This is a genomic window from Streptomyces sp. NBC_00016, from assembly GCF_045040885.1.
In the GTDB taxonomy this organism is placed as follows: Bacteria; Actinomycetota; Actinomycetes; order Streptomycetales; family Streptomycetaceae; genus Streptomyces; species Streptomyces coriariae.
On the sequence record NZ_CP108304.1, the window covers coordinates 9,764,670 to 9,782,421 of the forward strand.

At 69.7% G+C, this 17,752-nt stretch carries 12 protein-coding genes; 6 read left to right on the top strand and 6 right to left on the bottom strand.

Features of this window, described 5'->3' with window-relative positions; all coding sequences use genetic code 11:
- Positions 1 to 26: 26 nt before the first annotated feature.
- From OG933_RS42990 to OG933_RS43010, 5 genes are all read right to left on the bottom strand, one after another.
- On the bottom strand, positions 27 to 1,064 hold the full coding sequence (locus tag OG933_RS42990; protein WP_405632836.1) for an oligopeptide/dipeptide ABC transporter ATP-binding protein: 1,038 nt from the start codon (positions 1,062 to 1,064) through the stop codon (positions 27 to 29).
- Positions 1,057 to 3,048 (bottom strand): dipeptide/oligopeptide/nickel ABC transporter permease/ATP-binding protein, encoded by a 1,992-nt coding sequence (locus OG933_RS42995; protein ID WP_362525858.1) that lies wholly within the window; start codon positions 3,046 to 3,048, stop codon positions 1,057 to 1,059. Before OG933_RS42995 ends, OG933_RS42990 begins: the two co-directional genes overlap by 8 nt.
- Positions 3,045 to 3,983, bottom strand: a complete 939-nt coding sequence (locus tag OG933_RS43000; RefSeq protein ID WP_405632838.1) for an ABC transporter permease — start codon at positions 3,981 to 3,983, stop codon at positions 3,045 to 3,047. Before OG933_RS43000 ends, OG933_RS42995 begins: the two co-directional genes overlap by 4 nt.
- A gap of 66 nt (positions 3,984 to 4,049) precedes the next feature.
- On the bottom strand, positions 4,050 to 5,672 hold the full coding sequence (locus tag OG933_RS43005; RefSeq protein WP_405632840.1) for an ABC transporter substrate-binding protein: 1,623 nt from the start codon (positions 5,670 to 5,672) through the stop codon (positions 4,050 to 4,052).
- A gap of 585 nt (positions 5,673 to 6,257) precedes the next feature.
- A complete protein-coding gene (locus OG933_RS43010; RefSeq protein WP_362525849.1) occupies positions 6,258 to 7,061 on the bottom strand; it encodes an IclR family transcriptional regulator in 804 nt (267 codons plus the stop codon).
- 158 nt (positions 7,062 to 7,219) lie between these two features.
- Between OG933_RS43010 and OG933_RS43015 the strand changes: the two genes are divergently transcribed.
- The 5 genes from OG933_RS43015 (at position 7,220) to OG933_RS43035 (ending at position 12,128) form a co-directional block, all read left to right on the top strand.
- A complete protein-coding gene (locus tag OG933_RS43015; protein ID WP_405632843.1) occupies positions 7,220 to 8,086 on the top strand; it encodes an alpha/beta hydrolase in 867 nt (288 codons plus the stop codon).
- A 340-nt stretch (positions 8,087 to 8,426) separates the two neighbouring features.
- Positions 8,427 to 9,014: a carboxymuconolactone decarboxylase family protein gene (locus OG933_RS43020; protein WP_405632846.1), complete on the top strand. Its 588-nt coding sequence runs from the start codon at positions 8,427 to 8,429 to the stop codon at positions 9,012 to 9,014.
- Positions 9,014 to 9,946, top strand: coding sequence for an aldo/keto reductase (locus OG933_RS43025; RefSeq protein WP_405632849.1), 933 nt, complete (start codon positions 9,014 to 9,016; stop codon positions 9,944 to 9,946). Before OG933_RS43020 ends, OG933_RS43025 begins: the two co-directional genes overlap by 1 nt.
- A gap of 56 nt (positions 9,947 to 10,002) precedes the next feature.
- A complete protein-coding gene (locus OG933_RS43030; protein WP_405632851.1) occupies positions 10,003 to 11,403 on the top strand; it encodes an MDR family MFS transporter in 1,401 nt (466 codons plus the stop codon).
- A gap of 332 nt (positions 11,404 to 11,735) precedes the next feature.
- The gene (locus OG933_RS43035) at positions 11,736 to 12,128 is read left to right on the top strand and encodes a hypothetical protein (RefSeq protein ID WP_405632853.1); all 393 of its coding nucleotides are present in this window, start codon (positions 11,736 to 11,738) and stop codon (positions 12,126 to 12,128) included.
- Positions 12,129 to 12,390: 262 nt separating this feature from the next.
- Here OG933_RS43035 and OG933_RS43040 read toward each other — a convergent pair whose 3' ends face one another.
- The gene (locus OG933_RS43040; RefSeq protein WP_362525833.1) at positions 12,391 to 12,831 is read right to left on the bottom strand and encodes a hypothetical protein; all 441 of its coding nucleotides are present in this window, start codon (positions 12,829 to 12,831) and stop codon (positions 12,391 to 12,393) included.
- 880 nt (positions 12,832 to 13,711) lie between these two features.
- Between OG933_RS43040 and OG933_RS43045 the strand changes: the two genes are divergently transcribed.
- Positions 13,712 to 17,743 carry an amino acid adenylation domain-containing protein gene (locus OG933_RS43045; protein ID WP_405632854.1) on the top strand — a complete coding sequence of 1,344 codons (4,032 nt, stop codon included), beginning with the start codon at positions 13,712 to 13,714 and terminating at the stop codon, positions 17,741 to 17,743.
- Positions 17,744 to 17,752: the final 9 nt, after the last annotated feature.

The following is a 17,752-nucleotide window of genomic DNA, read 5'->3' on the forward strand; positions in this document are numbered from 1 at the left end:
GGGCAGGGGTGAGGGGTGCCGGCCGATCAGGCGGCACCGGCTGATGTCCGGCCGGGCAGGGCTGTGCCCGCCCCGATCTCGTCCCGCCGATGGCACGCGACGGCGACCCCGTCCTGCTCCACGAGTTCGGGCTGGGTGGACCAGCAGGTCTCCTGGGCGAACGGACAGCGGGGAGCGAAGGCGCAGCCCTCACTGACGCGCCCCGAGGCGGTGGTGGCCGCGCTCGCGAGGCGACGCTCGGCCTGGCGGCGGCGTTGGGCGACCGGGTCGGGGACCGGGGCCGCGGCGAGCAGGGCGCGGGTGTAGGGGTGGGCGGGGTGCTCGGCGACCAGCGCGGCCGGGCCGCGCTCGACTACCCGGCCCGCGTAGAGGACGACGATGGTGTCGCTGAGGTAGCGGACCACAGCCAGGTCGTGGGAGACGAACAGGTAGCTGAGGCCGCGCGTGCGCTTGAGACGGGCCAGCAGGTTGAGGACCTGGGCCTGGACCGACAGGTCGAGTGCGCTGACCGCCTCGTCGCACACGACGAAGTCGGGCTCCATCACCAACGCCCTTGCGATGGGGATGCGTTGGCGCTGACCGCCGGAGAACGCCGCCGGGTGGCGGTGGGCGGCGCCGGGCGGCAGTCCGACGTCGTCCAGGGCGCGCAGGACGCGCTCGCGGATCTCGTCCGCGGGCAGGCCCAGGTTGTACCGCAGGGCCTCGGCGAGCGTGTCGCCCACCGTGTGGGCGGGGTTCATGGAGCCGTACGGGTCCTGGAAGACCACCTGCATACGGCGGGCCAGCAGTCGGCGGTCCGCGCGTGAGCTGTGCGTGATGTCGGCGCCGTCGAACTCGATGCTGCCGCCGGTCGCCGGCACCAGCCCCAGCACCGCGGAACCGATGGTCGACTTGCCGGAGCCGGACTCGCCGACCAGGCCGACGGTCTCGCCGCGCCCCACGGTCAGGTCCACGCCGCGTACGGCGTTGACGTCACCGCCGCGCAGCCGGGTCCGGCGGTAGGTGACGTCGAGTCCACGCACCCGGAGAAGTTCGTCGACTTCCTGAGCGGTCCGATCACTCATGTGTTCCTCCTCCGATCAGCTCCAGTGGGCGGATGCACCGGGTCGACCGTTCCAGCTCGACCAGATGAGAGATCACGACGGGTTTCTCCTTGCAGGCGTCGGTCACCCGCGGGCAGCGGTTCTGGAAGTGGCAGCCGACGGGCCACTGGGCCGGGGGCGGTACCGCGCCCTCGACGGCGGGCAGCGGCTGGCCGGGCAGGGCGTGGTGGGGGTCGGAGCCGAGCAGTCCGGCCGTGTAGGGGTGGGCCGGCGTGGTCACCAGCGCGGTGACCTCGGCCTCCTCGACGACCTCGCCGGCGTACATCACCACCGCCCGGTCGCCCAGGTCGGCCAGCACGCCCCAGTCGTGGGTGATGAGGATGACGGCCGTGCCGGATGCCTGGAGTTCGCGCAGCAGGTCGAGGATCTCGGCCTGCACGGTCACGTCGAGGGCGGTGGTGGGCTCGTCGGCGATCACCAGGGCAGGGTCGCCCGCCAGCGCGGCCGCGATACCGACGCGTTGTGCCATACCGCCGGACAACTGGTGGGGGTAGCTGCCGGCCACCCGGGCGGGGTCGGGCAGCCGTACCTTCTCGAAGAGCTCCAGCGTGCGCTCCCGGGCCTGCCTGCGGGAGCAGCCGGTGTGCAGGCGCACGGCCTCGGCGACCTGGGCGCCGGCGGTGAAGGACGGGTCGAGGCCGGCGACGGGGTCCTGGGAGATCCATCCGATACGGCGTCCGCGCACCTTGCGCAGCGCCGCCGCGCCCGCCCGGGCGAGGTCGGCGCCCTCGAAGAGGATGGTGCCGGAGGCGATCCGGCCGCCCGGGGGCAGCATGCCGAGGAGCGAGGTGGCGGTGACGGTCTTGCCGCAGCCGGTCTCGCCGACGATGCCCAGCACCTCGCCGGCCCGCAGGTCGAACGACACATCCCGGATGACCTCGGTGGGCGTGCCCTCGATGCGCAGGGACACCGTCAGACCGCGCACCGACAGCAGGGCGTCGGGGTCCGGCTCCTCGATCAGCCGCGGGGTGTCGGAGGCCCTGGCCCGCAACGGCTCGGGAGAGGCTCCCCGGGGCCGGCCCATACGGCGGGACGGCGGCTTGTCGGCCGGGGGTGAGTACCGTTCGGCGAGTGTGTCGCGCAGGCCGTCGCTGAGCAGGCCGAGCGCCAGGATGAAGCTGATGATCATGAAGCCGGAGGGCACGAGGAGCCACGGATCGGTGCCGATGTTCTTGGACGCCTCGGCGATCATGCTGCCCCAGCTGGCCTCGGTGGTGCCCAGGCCGAGGAAGCCGAGTCCGGTCTCCAGGAGGACGGCGTAGGCGCCGAACACGGACGCCTGGACGAGGACGGCGCCGGTGACGCGCGGCAGGACGTGCCGGCGGATGATGACCCGGTCGCCGATGCCGCCCGCGACGGCCGCCCGGACGTACAGCTCCTCCTTCACACCGAGTGTGGCGGAGCGGACCACTCGGGCGAGCAGCGGCGCCCCGAGGAGGCCGTTGGCGGCCATGGCGGCGCTCTCGTTGTCGGTGAAGACCGCGAGGACCACCAGCAGCACGATGATGACGGGGACGGCGGAGATCAGGTCGGCGGTCTTGAGGACGAACCGGTCGAACCAGCCGCCACGGTAGCCCGCGATCATTCCGGCCGGGACGCCGAGCGTCAGATAGCCGGCCAGGGTGATCACCACGCCGAGCATGGTGATCTGCCCGCCGTGCATCAGCCGGCTGAGCACGTCCCGGCCCAGCTCGCCGGTGCCCAACAGGTGGGCGCCGCCGGGGCCCTGGAGCGCGGCGGTCAGGTCCTGCTCGTCGGGATCGTAAGGAGCGAGTGGGCCGGCGAACACGGTGACCAGGACGACGAGGAGGAGATAGCCGGCGGAGACGGCCGCGGCCGGCTTGCGCAGCAGCCGGGCGGCGAACCCGCGCTGCGCGGCGCCCCGCCGCGGATCTTCCCGTCCACTCTCGTGCGCCGTCTGACGTGCGATCACCGGGGTCTTCATGTCCGCACCTTCGGGTTGAGCATCGTGTACACCACTTCGATCAGCAGGTTGATCAGCATCACGGTGACCGTGAAGACGAGGGCGACGCCCTGGACCATCGGGATGTCCTGGGTCTGCGCGGCGGTGACGGCCAGCCCGCCGAGGCCCGGCATCACGAACAGGGTCTCGGCGAGGACGGTGCCGCCGAACAGCGTCACCACGACCACACCCAGGACGGTGACGATCGGAGCGGCCGCGTTGCGCAGCACGTGCCGGAAGATCACCGACCGCTCCGGGACACCGCGCGCCCGCAGTACGCGGACGTACTCGCGGTCGAGCTGGGTGAGCACGCCGTCGCGGGTCTGCTTGGCCACGGGAGCGGTGGCCGGCACGCCCAGCGTCAGCACGGGCAGTACAAGCGATTCGAACCACTGCACCGGCGACTCGGTGAACGGGACGTAGCCCGAGACGGGGAAGACCGGCAGCTGTACGGCGAACGCGGTCATCAGCACCAGGCCGAACCAGAAGTTCGGCACGGCGAGCCCGACCAGTGAGATGCCGTCCACGGCCCGCCCGAGCCATCCGCCTTTCAAAGCACTGAGCACACCGAGAACTACCCCCGCCAGCGCGGCCACCAGGATCGCGCCCGCGATCAACGAGAGCGTGACGCCGATCCGGGAGGTGAGCTGGTCGCTCACCGGTACCCCGGAGGTGAGGGAGTCGCCGAGGTCGCCGTGCAGGGCGCCGGTCAGCCAGTCCCCGTAGCGGACCGGCAGCGAGTGGTCGAGGCCGAGTTGCCTGTCGAGGGCCGCGACCTGGGCGGGACTGGCGTTCGCGCCGAGGATGGTGCGACCCGGGTCGCCCGGGACCAGGCTGGTCAGGACGAACGTCAGGACGCTTACACCGAACACCACCGGGACCGCGCCGAGCAGCCAGCGGAAGAGGATCCTGTGCATCTCACCTCACTCCTTTCTTGGGCCGGGCGGCCCCCGTCGTTCAGGTACGGGGGCCGCCCGGAGCGCTTACTTGGTGGCGTAGAAGGCCAGCGGGCTGGCGAAGGGCGCGCCCGCGCTGACCTTCACCCCGCCGATGCCGGGACGGACGTAGTAGTTGACCGGGGTGAAGGCGACCGGGGCGAACCAGGCGTTCTTCACCAGGTACTCCTGCATCTGCCGGTCGAGCTCGGCCCGCTCGGCGGGTTCGGCCGCGGCGGCCTTGTCGAAGAGGGCGGTCAGTTCCGGCGAGGTGCTGCCGAAGCCGTTGAAGACCTTGGAGCCGGGCATGAACAGGTCCAGGCCCTCCAGGTACATCGGCTCCTCGGTGAACCCGCCCGAGACGGCCGGGTACTTCTTGTTGGTCTGGTTCTCGACGAAGGAGGTGATGCTGGTGACCGCGTTGACCTTCACCTTGATGCCGACCTTGGACAGCTGGCCGGCGATCGCCTGGGCCATGGTGTCGAAACCGACGAACGTGGCCGCGAGGACGGGGAGTTCGAAGCCGTCGGCGTAACCGGCCTCCTTCAGCAGCTCCTCGGCCTTCGTCGGGTTGTAGGTGTAGTGGTCCGCGAGGTCTTCCGAGTAGCCGTCCCCGCCCTTGATCACGGTCTGCACGGTGGGCGTGCCCTGGTCGCCCAGGAGCGCCTTGGTGACCGCCTCCCGGTCGATGGCGTAGTTGATCGCCTGCCGGACCCGGACGTCACCGAGCGGCTTGGACACCGCTCCCTCGCGGTCGATGAGGCTGAGCCCCTGGAGAATCACCGGGAGGCCGACGGTGGACATGCCGGCGGACTCGGCCGAGGCGGCGGAGGTGTAGTCGCCCTTGTAGACGTCGATCTGGCCGGTCTTCATGGCGTTGACCGCGGTCTGGCCGTTCTGGACGATCCGGATCACGATCTTCTTGTAGTGCTGTTTGGACTTGTCGTAGTAGTTCGGGTTGGCGGTGTACGTGTAGTGGTCGCCCGCCACACTGTCGGAGGGCTCGTAGACGTACGGCCCGGCGCCCTGGCTGGTCCTGGTCGGCGTCAGACTCGACGCGGCGGCAAGGCCCTTGGGGCTGATGATCTGGCCGATGCCGTACGACTGGGTCAGCAGAGTGGGCAGGATCGGGTTGGCCTTGGCCAGCTCGATGGTCAGCGCCAGCGGGCCGGTGACCGTGATGGTCGCGTCGGTGAGGTAGTGGGCCTGGTTGCCCTGCGCCTTCTTCGCGTACTCCAGGGACGCCTTGACCGCGTCGGCGGTCACGGCCGCGCCGTCGGCGAACCTCACGCCCGAGCGCAGCGTGACGGACAGCTCCGTGTTTCCGGTGCCGACGTACTTCCAGGACTGCGCGAGCGCCGGCTCCACCTTGCCCTCGGGGGAGAGGTAGAACAGCGACTCGTACGACAGCATCGTGAAGTCGACGAACCCGAGGTCGAGACTGCCCGGGTTCAGGGTGGGTGGCGCCTGCTGCTCGGCGACGGTGAGGGTGTCGCCCGCCACCGCCTTGCCGGTGCTCTGGGCGCCGCCGGCCGTGTCGGTGCCGCCGCCGCAGGCGGTCAGCGTGAGAGCGAGCATGGCGGACAGGGCTACCAGGCCACCGCGGGTGAAGCGGGCGGCCCGGCGTGCTCTCGGGCCGGGCAGGTGGGAAGCGGAGTCGAGGGGGTGCATGTCTTCTCCTTGCGCCACGGGAGATCCGCCACGGCGGCGGAGACCGGAAGGGCGGGCAGCTGAAGGTGATGAGGAACATCCGCACGCGCCGGGCACGGGCGATGAGGGGGCACGGCCCGGGTGGCACCCAAGAACGGGATCCACCTGCGCGTGTTCACGGAAGGGTGCGAGCCGGCCGGCGGAGGGCCGGAAGGTGAGGGGGCGGGTGCGTCGCCGGGGACCGCCGTGCGGTGACGGCCGGAGACAGGCCGTGGCAGACCGACGGTCTTCAGGGATGAGCGGCGACGAACCGGAGGTGCTCCCGCTGCTCGCGAGGATCAGGCTCGGATGCTGAGGTGGTGCCGGCTCACCGGGGGCTGGCCGGTGAACAGGGGCGTGGGCGTCTTCCTCCCGCAGTGCGGACGAGACGCGATCGGCCCAGTGGTGTAACCCTGCTGAAACGACGCCCTGCTGTCCAGCGTCCGTGCAAGGCGAATGGGGCGACGGACACGCATGATAAGCGTGCGGATCATGACCTGGTGCACGGGCGGGGTGTTGTTGTAAAGGAGGGCGTCATCGACGCGTCCGCCTGAATCGGGAATGGGCTCAGCCCAGCAGGCCGTGCAATGCGTCCGCCGTCGTACGTGCGAAGCCGACCCAGCTCAGGAGGGTCTCGCGCGTTTCCAGGAAGGTGATCGTCGAGACGTTGACGGCACCGATGACCGAGTTCTTGGCGTCGCGTACCGGCACGGCGAGGCAGCGTACGCCGAGTTCGTTCTCCTCGTCGTCCAGCGCGAAACCCTGCTCGCGCACCTTGGCGAGTTCCGCGCGCAGTTCGGCGGGATCGGTGAGCGAGTTCTCCGTACGGGGCGGCAGACCCAACCTGTCCACCAGAGAAGTGAGTTGCTCGTCGTCGAGGCCGGCGAGGACGCACTTGCCGATCGCGGTGGTGTGCAGCGGCAGCTGCATGCCCACCCGGGAGGAGTCCTGCACCGGGTTCGGGCCCGCCACCTTGACCAGCAGGGTGATCGCATCGCCGGTGCGCACGCCGATCTGCACCGTGTGGCCGATTCTCCGGCCGAGCACCTCCAGCTCGGCGCGCATCACCTGGTCCTCCTCGCAGCCCTGGGTGATCCGGGCGGCGAGCGCGCGGATCCGCGGTCCGGGGCCGTAGCCGCCGGAGCCGTCGGAGGCCAGAAAACCGGTGGCAACGAGGTTCTGCATGATGCGGTGGGCGCTGGCCTTGGGCACCCCGGCGGCCGCGGCGACATCGCCCAGCCGATGCGGATAACCGGGTGCCGACGCCGCCTCCAGCAGGTTGAGCGCCTTGTCGGTGGCGTTGCCCGCGAGGGAACTCCGCCCGCCGCGGCCGCCGTTCTGTGAGTCCCCTGAAGTTTCGATCCCGGCCATTGACAGGCTCCCGTCCCAGCGTTTCACTGATGAGCGTTCCACAAGAGAATACGTCATTCCACGTAATGGAACGTCCGGGTGGTGGGTCGGAGGGCTGCCGCACCTGCCTCGGAGGACCCCGGTTCGCACCACAACCTATCCCCGAGAGGACAAGCCCCGTGGCCGAGAAGGTTCACAAGGTACGCACGACTCCCGAGCAGATGGCAGAGATCGAACAGCAGTGGATCGACGAGGTCCTTGCGGACCAGGAGCTCACCACCTTCGGTCTCTACCCGCAGCCCTCGCGCGGCAGCGCGGATGCCCAGGGCAGCTACCAGCTCTACCTCCCGCCCCGGTACGAGGCCGAGCCGGAACGACGGTTCCCAGTCATCTACTGGCTGCACGGCGGTTTCGGCAATGCCCGTCAGGGCTCCGACATGGTTGCGCGGATCGACAAGGCGATCCGGAACGAGGTGATGCCTCCCGCGATCGTCGTCGTTCCGCAGATCCTGCCGATCGGCTGGTACGTCGACTCCAAGGACGGCGCCCGCCCGCTGGCCCAGATCACGGCCTTCGACCTGGTCCAGCACATGGACGACACCTACCGGACGATTCCCGAGGCCCAGGCCCGTACCGTCGAGGGCTTCTCGATGGGCGGCTTCGGCGCCCTCCACCTCGGCCTGAAGTACCCGAAGATCTTCGGGAAGGTGTCGGCGGTCGCCCCCGCGATCCTGCGCTACCTCAAGGACGAGCCCGAGGACCGGGTCAACAACACCTACTTCGGTGACCAGGAGTACTACGACCTCTGCCACCCCTGGAGCCTGGTCCTCGCCAACGCCCCGGAACTGCGCCGCACCAGTCAGGTCCGCCTGCTGTCCGGCCGGCTCGACACCCGTCTGGCACCCACCATCCGTGACCTGGACGACCGCTTCACGGCCCTCGACGTGCCGCACGACTTCTTCGAGTTCCCGGACGCCGACCACGAGTACGCGGACATCATGGACGGCTACGGCGACAAGTACTACGCCTGGTGGCGCACCGCCTGACCCCCTGCCCCCCTGCCCCCCTGCGTCCACGCCTTCCTCCAGCGGGTTGAACACCCCGTCCGGGGTGCTCCCCGCACCCGAGTCGCCACGCTGCCCCCCTTCCCGCCCGGCCGGCCGACGGGCCACCGCCCTCGGCCCCACCGGTGCCGACCGCCCGTGCCCCGGGGCGCCTCCCCCTTCACCGTCCCCGACCGCGGGACCGCACGCCCGTGGCGCGCGGCCGGTGGTCACGGACGGCCCTGCCCCGGGCACGGGCCTGTCCGGCGGACTCTCACCGCCGTCTCCCGTGGGAGCAGACATCGACTCGGTGACCCCACCTCTCCCGAAAGGCAGCGCGACCATGCGCCTGAAACCGATCACCAGCCTGACCCCCGAACAGAGCGAACTCCTCGAAACCATCGTCGGCCCCGGGGTCGAACCGCCCCCGCCCTTCCTCGCCTGGGCCCGCAACATCGAACTGGCCCACTGGGTCGAGAACCTCGGCCGCTACTGCCGCAACGAGTCGCGGTTCCCGCAGCGCCTGCGCGAGCTGAGCGTGCTGATCGCCGGCCGCCGCTTCGACAGTCAGGCCGCCTGGAACGCCCACATCCAGCAGGCCATCGCGGAAGGCATCCCGGCCGAGTGCCTGGACCGCCTCGCGCGCGGCGAAGACCCCGGCTTCAAGGCCGAGGACGAGCGCGTCTTCCACGCCTTCGCGCACGAGATGCTCTACGACCACTTCGTCACGGACACCACCTACGCGGAGGCCATCGGGTTGTTCGGTGAGGAAGGCGTGCTGGACCTGATCGGCTGCATCGGCAGCTTCAGCATGTCCGCGATGATGCTCAACACCTTCCACATCCCGCTCCGGCCGCACCTGCCGCGGCCCTTCGCCGACGTCGACGGATTCCGACGGGTGGACGTCCCGAACCATGAGGGCGGGGCCTGATGCCGCATTCCCCCCTGCGGTTGCTCGACGGACTCTTCGACGAGGAAGGCATGGAGACCGCCGCGCACAGATTCGTCCTCGGTGGTCCCTTCGGAGCGGAGCCCGCCGAGACCACCGCCGAGCGGCTCGCCCACTTCGCACACGCCGGCGGGCTGCTCGTCGAGACCTCGCACAGTTACGCCGGCGGGAAGGCCGAGGCGGCGGTCGGCGACTGGCTGCGCAAGAACCCCGGCAGACTGGGGGTGGCCACCAAGGTCGGCCACGACACGACCGGCGGGGACATCCCGCTGAGCCGGGACACCGTGTTCGAGCACGTGCGGTCCGCGCTGGAGAACCTCGGCGTCGAGGCCATCGACGTCCTCCTCTACCACTGTGACGACCCCGACCGGCCGGTCGCCGAACTCGCGGACACCCTCGTGAGCCTCGTGGACGCCGGACACGTCCGCCGCGTCGGTGTCTCCAACTGGCACGCCGAGCGGTTGTCGGAGCTCGCCGCCGAACTCGGCGAGCGGCACCACACTCCCGTCGCCAGCTATCAGTTCAGCCTCGCCGAGCCCGACCCGGCGCTGCTGGAAGGCAGCCTGCACGCCGACAGCGCCGTACTCGGCGTCGTGCGCGAGCACCGCCTGCCGCTGATCAGCTGGTCCTCGCAGGCCCGCGGCCACTTCGCGCGGACCGGACCCAAGGGGCTGGGAGGCAAGCCCGATCCCTACGACACCGAGGACAACCGCGCCCGCCGGCTGCGCTGCCGGGAACTCGCCGACCAACTCGGCACCCGGCCCGAGACCGTGGCCCTGGCCTGGACTCTCCACCATCCCGGTGTGTGGCCGTCCATCGGAGCGAGGACGACCGCCCAGATCGACAACTCGCTCCAGGCGCGCCGTCTCACCCTGACCGAGGAGCAGGTCCGCTGGCTTCGGGACGGCCGGTGAGCTCCGAGCACCCGACAGGCCCCGGCCCTTCCCCGAGATTCGGTCACCGGGTTTCCGTGAAGGTCGCCGTCTGTGTGGTGTTCGTCGCCGCGAACTTCATGGCGATCATGGACACCACGATCGTCAACGTGGCCCTCCCGGCCATCGGCCGCGACTTCGGCGTGGACGCCTCCGGCCTGAGCTCCGTCAACGTCGGCTACCTCGTGGCCCTCGCGGTCTTCATCCCCGTCTCCGGCTGGCTCGGCAGCCGCTTCGGCACCCGGCGCACCGCACTGACCGCTCTGCTGCTGTTCACCGTGGCCTCCGGCCTGTGCGCCACCGCCGGCTCGCTCGAAGCGCTCACCGGGTACCGCGTCCTGCAGGGCGTCGGCGGCGGTCTGCTCGCCCCCGTCGGCATGACGATGATGCTGCGGGCGTTCCCCGTGGCCGAGCGGCTGCGGGCGCAGCAGTACGTCATGCTGCCGACCGCCGTCGCTCCCGCCCTCGGACCCGTCCTGGGCGGCTGGCTCGTGGACACCGCCTCCTGGCACTGGGTCTTCCTCGTCAACCTGCCGGTCGGAGCGCTCGCCCTGCTCTTCGGGCTGGGCGTGCTGCCCGACTTCCCCGGCCCGGGCGCGCCCCGTTTCGACGTGCCCGGTTTCGTCCTCGCGGGCGGCGGCCTCGCGGCGGTCCTGTACGCCCTCACCGGCGCCCCGGATCGGGGCTGGGGAAGCGGCGCCGTCCTGGTCCCACTGGTGGGCGGCGTCGTGTTCCTCGCCGCGTTGGTTCCATGGGAGCTGCGGGCCAGGCATCCGATGATCGATCTGTGGGTGGCCAAGGACCAGGTGTTCCGTACGACCCAGCTGGTCCTGCTGCCCACCGGGGCCGCCTTCATGGGAGTGCTCTACCTGTTTCCCCAGTTCCTGCAGACCGACTTGGGCTACGACGCTCTCCACTCGGGCCTGGCCACGTTCCCGGAGGCGCTCGGCATGCTGACCGCCTCCCAGATCGTGCCCCGTCTCCACGACCGGGTCGGCCCCCGCCGCCTGATGGTCGTGGGCGGGGCCGGGGCCGCGCTGATCATCGTCCTCCTGGCGATCCTCACGGTCACCCCGCAGCCCCTCGCCCTGTACCCGTCGATGTACCTGCTCGGGACATCCGTCGGCCTGCTCTTCGCGAGCGCCCAGAACACGGCCTTCGTCACGATCCCGCCCTCCCGTACGGCCGACGCCACCACCCTCCTCAACATGCAGCGGCAGACCGCCGGCGCCTTCGGAGTGGCCCTGGCCGGGACACTGGCGGCATCGCCGGCTTCACCGGCCGGTACCGACGGCGCGTTCGCCTACCGGATCGCCTTCTTCGCCCTGGCCGCCCTGTGCCTGTGCGCCTCCCTCGTCGCCCTCCGCGTCAGCGACCGACGCGTCCGGGAGGCCTACGGCGCCGCCGACCCGCGTCCCGCCCACCAAGAGGCCGCGTGACCGGGGCACGCCTTGCCCAGCGCAGAACCGGATCCGAGCCCATGACCCACGGGAGAGTGGTGGGCGGAGCGTGAACGGCACGGGTAGGTCCGTTGTGCTCGCGGATGGCCTTGAGTGAGTGTCAGGTCCATCATGGCTGTTCGGAGCCGGTTTCGGTAGGACTCAGCGCACGTCCGTTCGACCTTGTGGCAGCCGGTGTCGCGCGCCAGACTCGTCGTCATCCACTCTCCGGCCAACGTGCCGGCAGCCTCTATCGGCTGCCGGCGCGTTCGCCGTGCTGTCTCGCCGTGTGACGTGCACCGGCCGGGGGGTGGCGGGACGAAGGGGGATCGATGGATCAGGACATGGTGGTGCTGGCGAGGGTCAGGCTGCTCAGTGCCAACCGGCGGGTGGTGCGCGGTGCAGAGGGGCTGTGGATCTACCGCGTTTTGACACGGGTCGAGCCGGAGGCGTACGGGTCGAAGCTGGCGTACGTCCTGGTGGAGGCGAGCGCGTCGCCCCTGGTGCGGGAGTTGCCCGATCGACGGTTGGCCTTGTTGGACGAGGCTGTGGAGGTGGCGAAGGCCCTCGGTGAGTCGAACCCCTACCGGGCGAAGATGCTGGCGAGGGCCCTGGCCGCCAGGCAGCGGGAGTTGGAGGGTCGCCGCCTGACCCTGCGGGTGCCGGGCGTCGACTCCCCGGACGGCGACGAAGGTGGATGCCCGGTCCCGACGGAGCAGGCCTGAGACAGCGGGCGCCGACGACCGCGCGGGCTTCGTCGGCGCCCGCTGAACTGGCTACCGAGGCCCAGGTCGACCTGGCCAGCGACCACCCGGCGGGCGGCCGTGCGATGCCGGTGGGCGCCCACCGCCTGACCACGGCCGCCCGTGCAGACTCACGTCTCCCGGCGTTCCGCGTCGGTGCGGCAGCCAGGTCCAGATCGAGGACGGTGATGCCGTGACCCAGGACCTCATCGACGTCGACGCGAGTGCGCGCTGGTGATCCCGGTCAGCGGCGGCCAGTGGCCAGGATGAGGAGGAACTGGCCGCCGCCCGCCTCGATGCCGGCGGTCACCGGCAGCCCCGGTGCCAGTCGGGAGAACCGGTCCACCAGCCAATCCGCTGCCTCTTGGGCGTCCTGCCTGGTCGGACAGCGGCCCACGATCTCGCGGCCCCCCTTGCGCTCCAGCCTCGCGGCAACGGTGATCAACTGCGCGGGTTCGACCACGTACAGGCGGTCCGGCCAGGCGATGACCGCCTTGACCGCGCCCTTGCGGGTGTTGCACCCGCGGTGCGCGAGCCGCTCGGCGACCTTGGCCTTCCGGTCGGCGGTCCGGCTGTCGACGCTGGGCCCCTGCGGGTCGTTCACCGACTTGTCGGGGTCGACCGGTTCGTCGCACACCCAGCAGCGCCAGCCGTCGCGCTCAGCCACATCATCAAGGAGACTCATCCCAGCAAACTAGCCTGCCCGGCCGCCACCGCCGCACACCAGGGCCACGGCACCCTCCAGCCACCTCCCGACTCCTGGCCTCGGAATGAAGGCCACCGTGGTGACCGTACGACCGAAGCGGTACCAACTGCTCCGGTGGCGCCCTCCGTTGCAAGTCCGTGAACGCTTCTTTAAGGCCCCGACTCCGTCGGTCGGCCGCAACGCGGAGCCGGCCGCATGAGGCATTCGCTCCAGCAGACGGCCAGAAAATGTTCCGGTGAGGGGTGGTCGGCGGACTCGCATCGGCTGTCGTGAAACAGGCCCCTGCGACACCAGCCGGATGAGGGCCTCCGCGTCGCGCCGACGGCGGACAACTGGAGCAACCTCCCTCTGTTTGCACCCCGCAACGCTTCGGCCATCCCGACCTGGCCGAGAGTGCAGCGGTGGTAATCGCCCCAAAAGGGATCAGCGTGTGCGTTTCTCGATCTCGCGTGGGTCATGTGCATCGTGTACCTTCCGATTGCTTGCGGAGATGACTGACTTGTTTTGGCCTGCGCAGCGTCCTCCGGGGGGAAGGCGCAAGATCGTGACGGGCATGAAGATTGGTTGGGGGAGGCGTAAAAGGCATGTCTGCACGACCCCTTGAGCAAACGCAGCGCCCCTGTGGGCGATGTACCGACAGGCGCTGAGCGCCGCCCTGGCGCCCTATGGTCCCGGCAGGGTTCTCCTGCGACCGATCATGTAAACGTCACGTGATTTCGACTGCTTCCATCCAAGGCGAAGCCCATCGGCGATCGCGCTTCTCGCATGCCTGATTTCGCGAGCGTGTGACGCGCGTCGACTCAAAATTGACGAATTCTAGGTTCGAAGGATGATGGCGAAACTAACGGGGTCCGAGGAATTGTCCCTGTCAGACATGCTGGGCGCGGTCACCGTCGCCCAGCCCGACCGGACTGCCGTCTCCTGCGGCACGGAGCGGCTGACCTTTCGGCAACTCAGCGAGCGCAGCGGGACCATGGCCGGCTACCTTCGGCGGCTCGGTGCGGTGAACGAGCCCGTCGGCATCTTCATGGAGCCGTCCGTCGATCTCATGGCCAGTGTCTGGGGCGTCCTGCACGCAGGCGCCGCCTATCTGCCGCTGTCGCCGGAATACCCGGATGAACGTGTCCGCTACATGATCGCGGACTCAGGAATCAAGGTCATCCTGGTCGACGAGTCCTTGGCGTCCCGACTGGCCGCGATCACGCCACCGGGAACGAAGATCGTCACCGTCGCGCAGACCCAGACCCCCCTGGAAGCCGAACCGGACACCGGTTCCGCCGCTCCGTCCGCCACCTCGCCCGCACAGAGCCACAGCCTCGCGTACGTGATCTACACCTCGGGGAGCACGGGCAACCCGAAGGGCATCGGCATCGAGCACCACAGCATCGTCAGCCAGATGCGCTGGCTGGCCGACGAGCAGGGGCTCGACGACCGCAGGACGGTGCTGCAGAAGACGCCCCTGAGTTTCGACGCGGCCCAGTGGGAGATCCTGGCACCGGCCTGCGGCAGCAGCGTGGTGATGAGCGGACCAGGCCTCTACGCCGACCCCGGCGGGCTCATCGACCTGATCGTGGAGCACAGGGTGACCACCGTTCAGGGGGTGCCGACGCTGCTGCAGGGGCTCGTCGACACCGGACGGCTGTCCGACTGCGCCTCGCTCACCCATGTCTTCAGCGGCGGTGAGTCGCTCACCAGGAACCTGGCGACCGAACTGCTCGACGCGTTACCGGATCTGACTCTGGTCAACCTGTACGGCCCGAGCGAGTGCACGATCAACGCGTCGGCCCACACCGTGGACCGCGGCACCGTCCAGCACGGTCCCGACCACATCTCCATCGGCCGACCGGTCCGGGGCATGAGCTTCCACATCCTCGACGCCGCCCGCCGGCCCGTGGCACGTGGTGAGTCGGGTGAACTCCACATCGCCGGACGCCAACTCGCCCGCGGGTACCTGAACAACCCCGAGCTGACCGCCGAACGCTTCATCACCAACCCGTTCGCCACCGATCCCGAATCCGCCCGTCTGTACCGCACCGGCGACCTGGCCAGGTGGAACGACGACGGCACCGTGCAGTTCCTCGGCCGTACCGACAGCCAGGTCAAGCTGCGCGGCTTCCGGGTCGAGCTGGACGAGATCAAGGTGTCCATCGAAAAGCACGACTGGGTCAAGCGCGCCGCCGTCCTGGTCCGCGACGACACCAGAGTCGGCGCCAATCTCATCGCCTTCATAGAGCTCGACCCCCAGCGGGCCGCGCTGATGGACCAGGGCAACCACGGTACCCATCACCAGTCGAAGCAGAGCAGACTGCAACTCAAGGCGCAGCTGGCGAATCTGGGTGTGCGGCAGGAAGACGGAGTGGCCGTCGTCGAGCTGCCCGGACGCGCGGCGACGGCCCGGCAGCGGCGCACGGTGTTCGCCCGCAAGACGTACCGCTTCTACGAAGGCGGCGAGGTCGAACGGGCCGACATCATGGCCCTGCTCGCCCACCCGACGGAACAACCGGCCGCCCCCCGCGACCCGGACACCCTGACGTTGTCCGAACTCGGCACCCTGCTCCGCTATTTCGGGCAGTTCCCCAGCGGTGAACGGCTGCTTCCCAAGTACGGCTACGCCTCTCCCGGCTCGTTGTACGCGACGCAGTTGTACCTGGAGCTGTCCGGTGTCGCGGGTCTCGAACCGGGCTACTACTACCACCACCCGATCAATCACCGGCTCGTGCTGATCAGCCCCGCTCCGGTCGGCACCCCGAGGCTGCGCGTCCACTTCATCGGGCGCCGGTCGGCCATCGAGCCCGTCTACCGCAACAACATCCGGGAAGTTCTCCACTTCGAAGCAGGCCACGTGGTCGGCCTGTTCGACCAGGTCCTGCCCGAGTACGGGTTGCGCATCAACGCCCGCCCGGGGGCGTCCGAGGTCAAGGATCTGCTGGGCTGCCCGGACGAGGACCACTACCTGGGCACGTACGAGGTGGAGACGGCCGCCGCCCCGGCCGTCGACAGCCCGGTCGACCTGTATGTGCAGGCCCATCCCGACCGGATCGCCGATCTGGACCCCGGCCAGTACCGGTATGACGGCGCCGAACTGGTGTGCGTGTCCGACCACCTGATTCGCAAGCAGGATGTCATCGCCATCAACCAGGAGGTCTACGACCGCGCGAGTTTCGGGATCAGCGTGATCGGCCGAGCGTCCGAACCCTGGCAGCGCTACGCCGACCTCGGCCGGGAACTGCAGCGCCTCCAGATGAACGACCTCGACCTCGGGCTGATGTCCTCCGGCTACAGCTCGGAGACCGGCAACCCCCTGCCGTCCGCCCGGCGCATCGCGCACCTCGTCGACCTCGGCCCGGACGCCGCGTCCTATTTCGCCGTCGGTGGCCGGATCAGTGCCGAGCAGCGGCTCAGCGAGGGCATGAAGGAGGACTCCGTCCACATGCGGGGGCCGGCCGAGATCGTCAAGGACAACCTGGCCGAGTCCCTGCCGCCGTACATGGTGCCGAACCGGGTCACCGTGCTGGACTCCTTCCCGCTCACCCCGAACGGCAAGATCGACCACCAGGCCCTGCGCGAGCTGGACAAGGCCGCCATGGAGGACACCGAGGCGCCGGTAGTCCCCCCGCGTACGCCCACCGAGGAGGCCATCGCCGCGCTGTGGCGCAAGGTGCTCGGACAGGACCGGGTCTCGATCCGGGACAACTTCTTCGCGGCCGGGGGCCATTCGCTGACCGCGGTCAACCTGGTCGGCCGGATCAACCGGGAGCTCGGCAGTTCCCTGCCGCTCCAGGTGCTGTTCGACGCACCGACCATCGCCGAGCTGGCCAGACGCGTCGACCGTGAGCCCGCGACCGCGCTGCCCAGGCTCGTACGACTGCGAGCCGGAGACGGCGGACGGCCGGTCTTCTGCTGGCCCGGGCTGGGTGGCTACCCGATGAGCCTGCGGCTGCTGGCCGGCAGGCTGGAACTGGACCGGCCGTTCCTCGGAATCCAGGCCTACGGCGTCAACGCGGGCGAGATCGCGTACCCGACGTTCGACGAGATGGTCGCCAAGGACATCGAACTCATCCGGGAGGTCCAGCCGGTCGGCCCGTACACCCTGTGGGGTTACTCCTTCGGGGCCCGGGTCGCGTTCGAGACGGCCCGTCAACTGGAACGCGCCGGCGAGCGGGTCGACGAGGTGATCCTGATCGCACCGGGCAAGCCGCCCGTGGAAACCCGCGCCGAGACGCCCACCGAGGCGGCGGTCAGCTTCGCCGACCACACCTTCGTCGCGATTCTCTATTCGGTGTTCGCCGGAAACCTCGAGCGGTCGGCGGTCGACGCGTGCCTGGCCGCGACCCACGACGAAGACTCCTTCATCGCATTCGTCTGCGGCCGGTTCGAGCACCTGGAGCGGGAACTGGTGCGCAGGATCGTCGGCGTGGTGCGGAAGACCTTTCTCTTCGAGTACGCCCCTCACGAACTGGCCGAGCGCAGCATCGCGGCGCCGATCACGGTATTCCGGGCCGACGGCGACCAGGACTCCTTCATCGATTCCGGTCACACGCTGTCGAGCACACCCCTCAGGGTCAGCCGACTCAGGGCTGATCACTACGAACTGCTGCGCACGAACGGAATAGCCGAACTCGTCACCGCAATTCAGGCCGCACGACTCCCCAGAAAGGCCATCGGAGTGCCTCACGTCAGCATCAAGCATTTCCCGAACAACCTCGAAGCCGACCAGATCTCCGCCCTCGTCGACGCGATCACCAGCGCGGTCCGGACCGCGTTCTCGGTCGACGAAGGCGCCGTGTCGATCGCCCTCGAACCGGTGGCCCAGGACGTCTGGACCGAGCGGGTGTACATACCGGAGATCGTCGAAGGCACCGGCAAGCTGGTCAAATCCCCGAATTACTGAGGCCGGCCA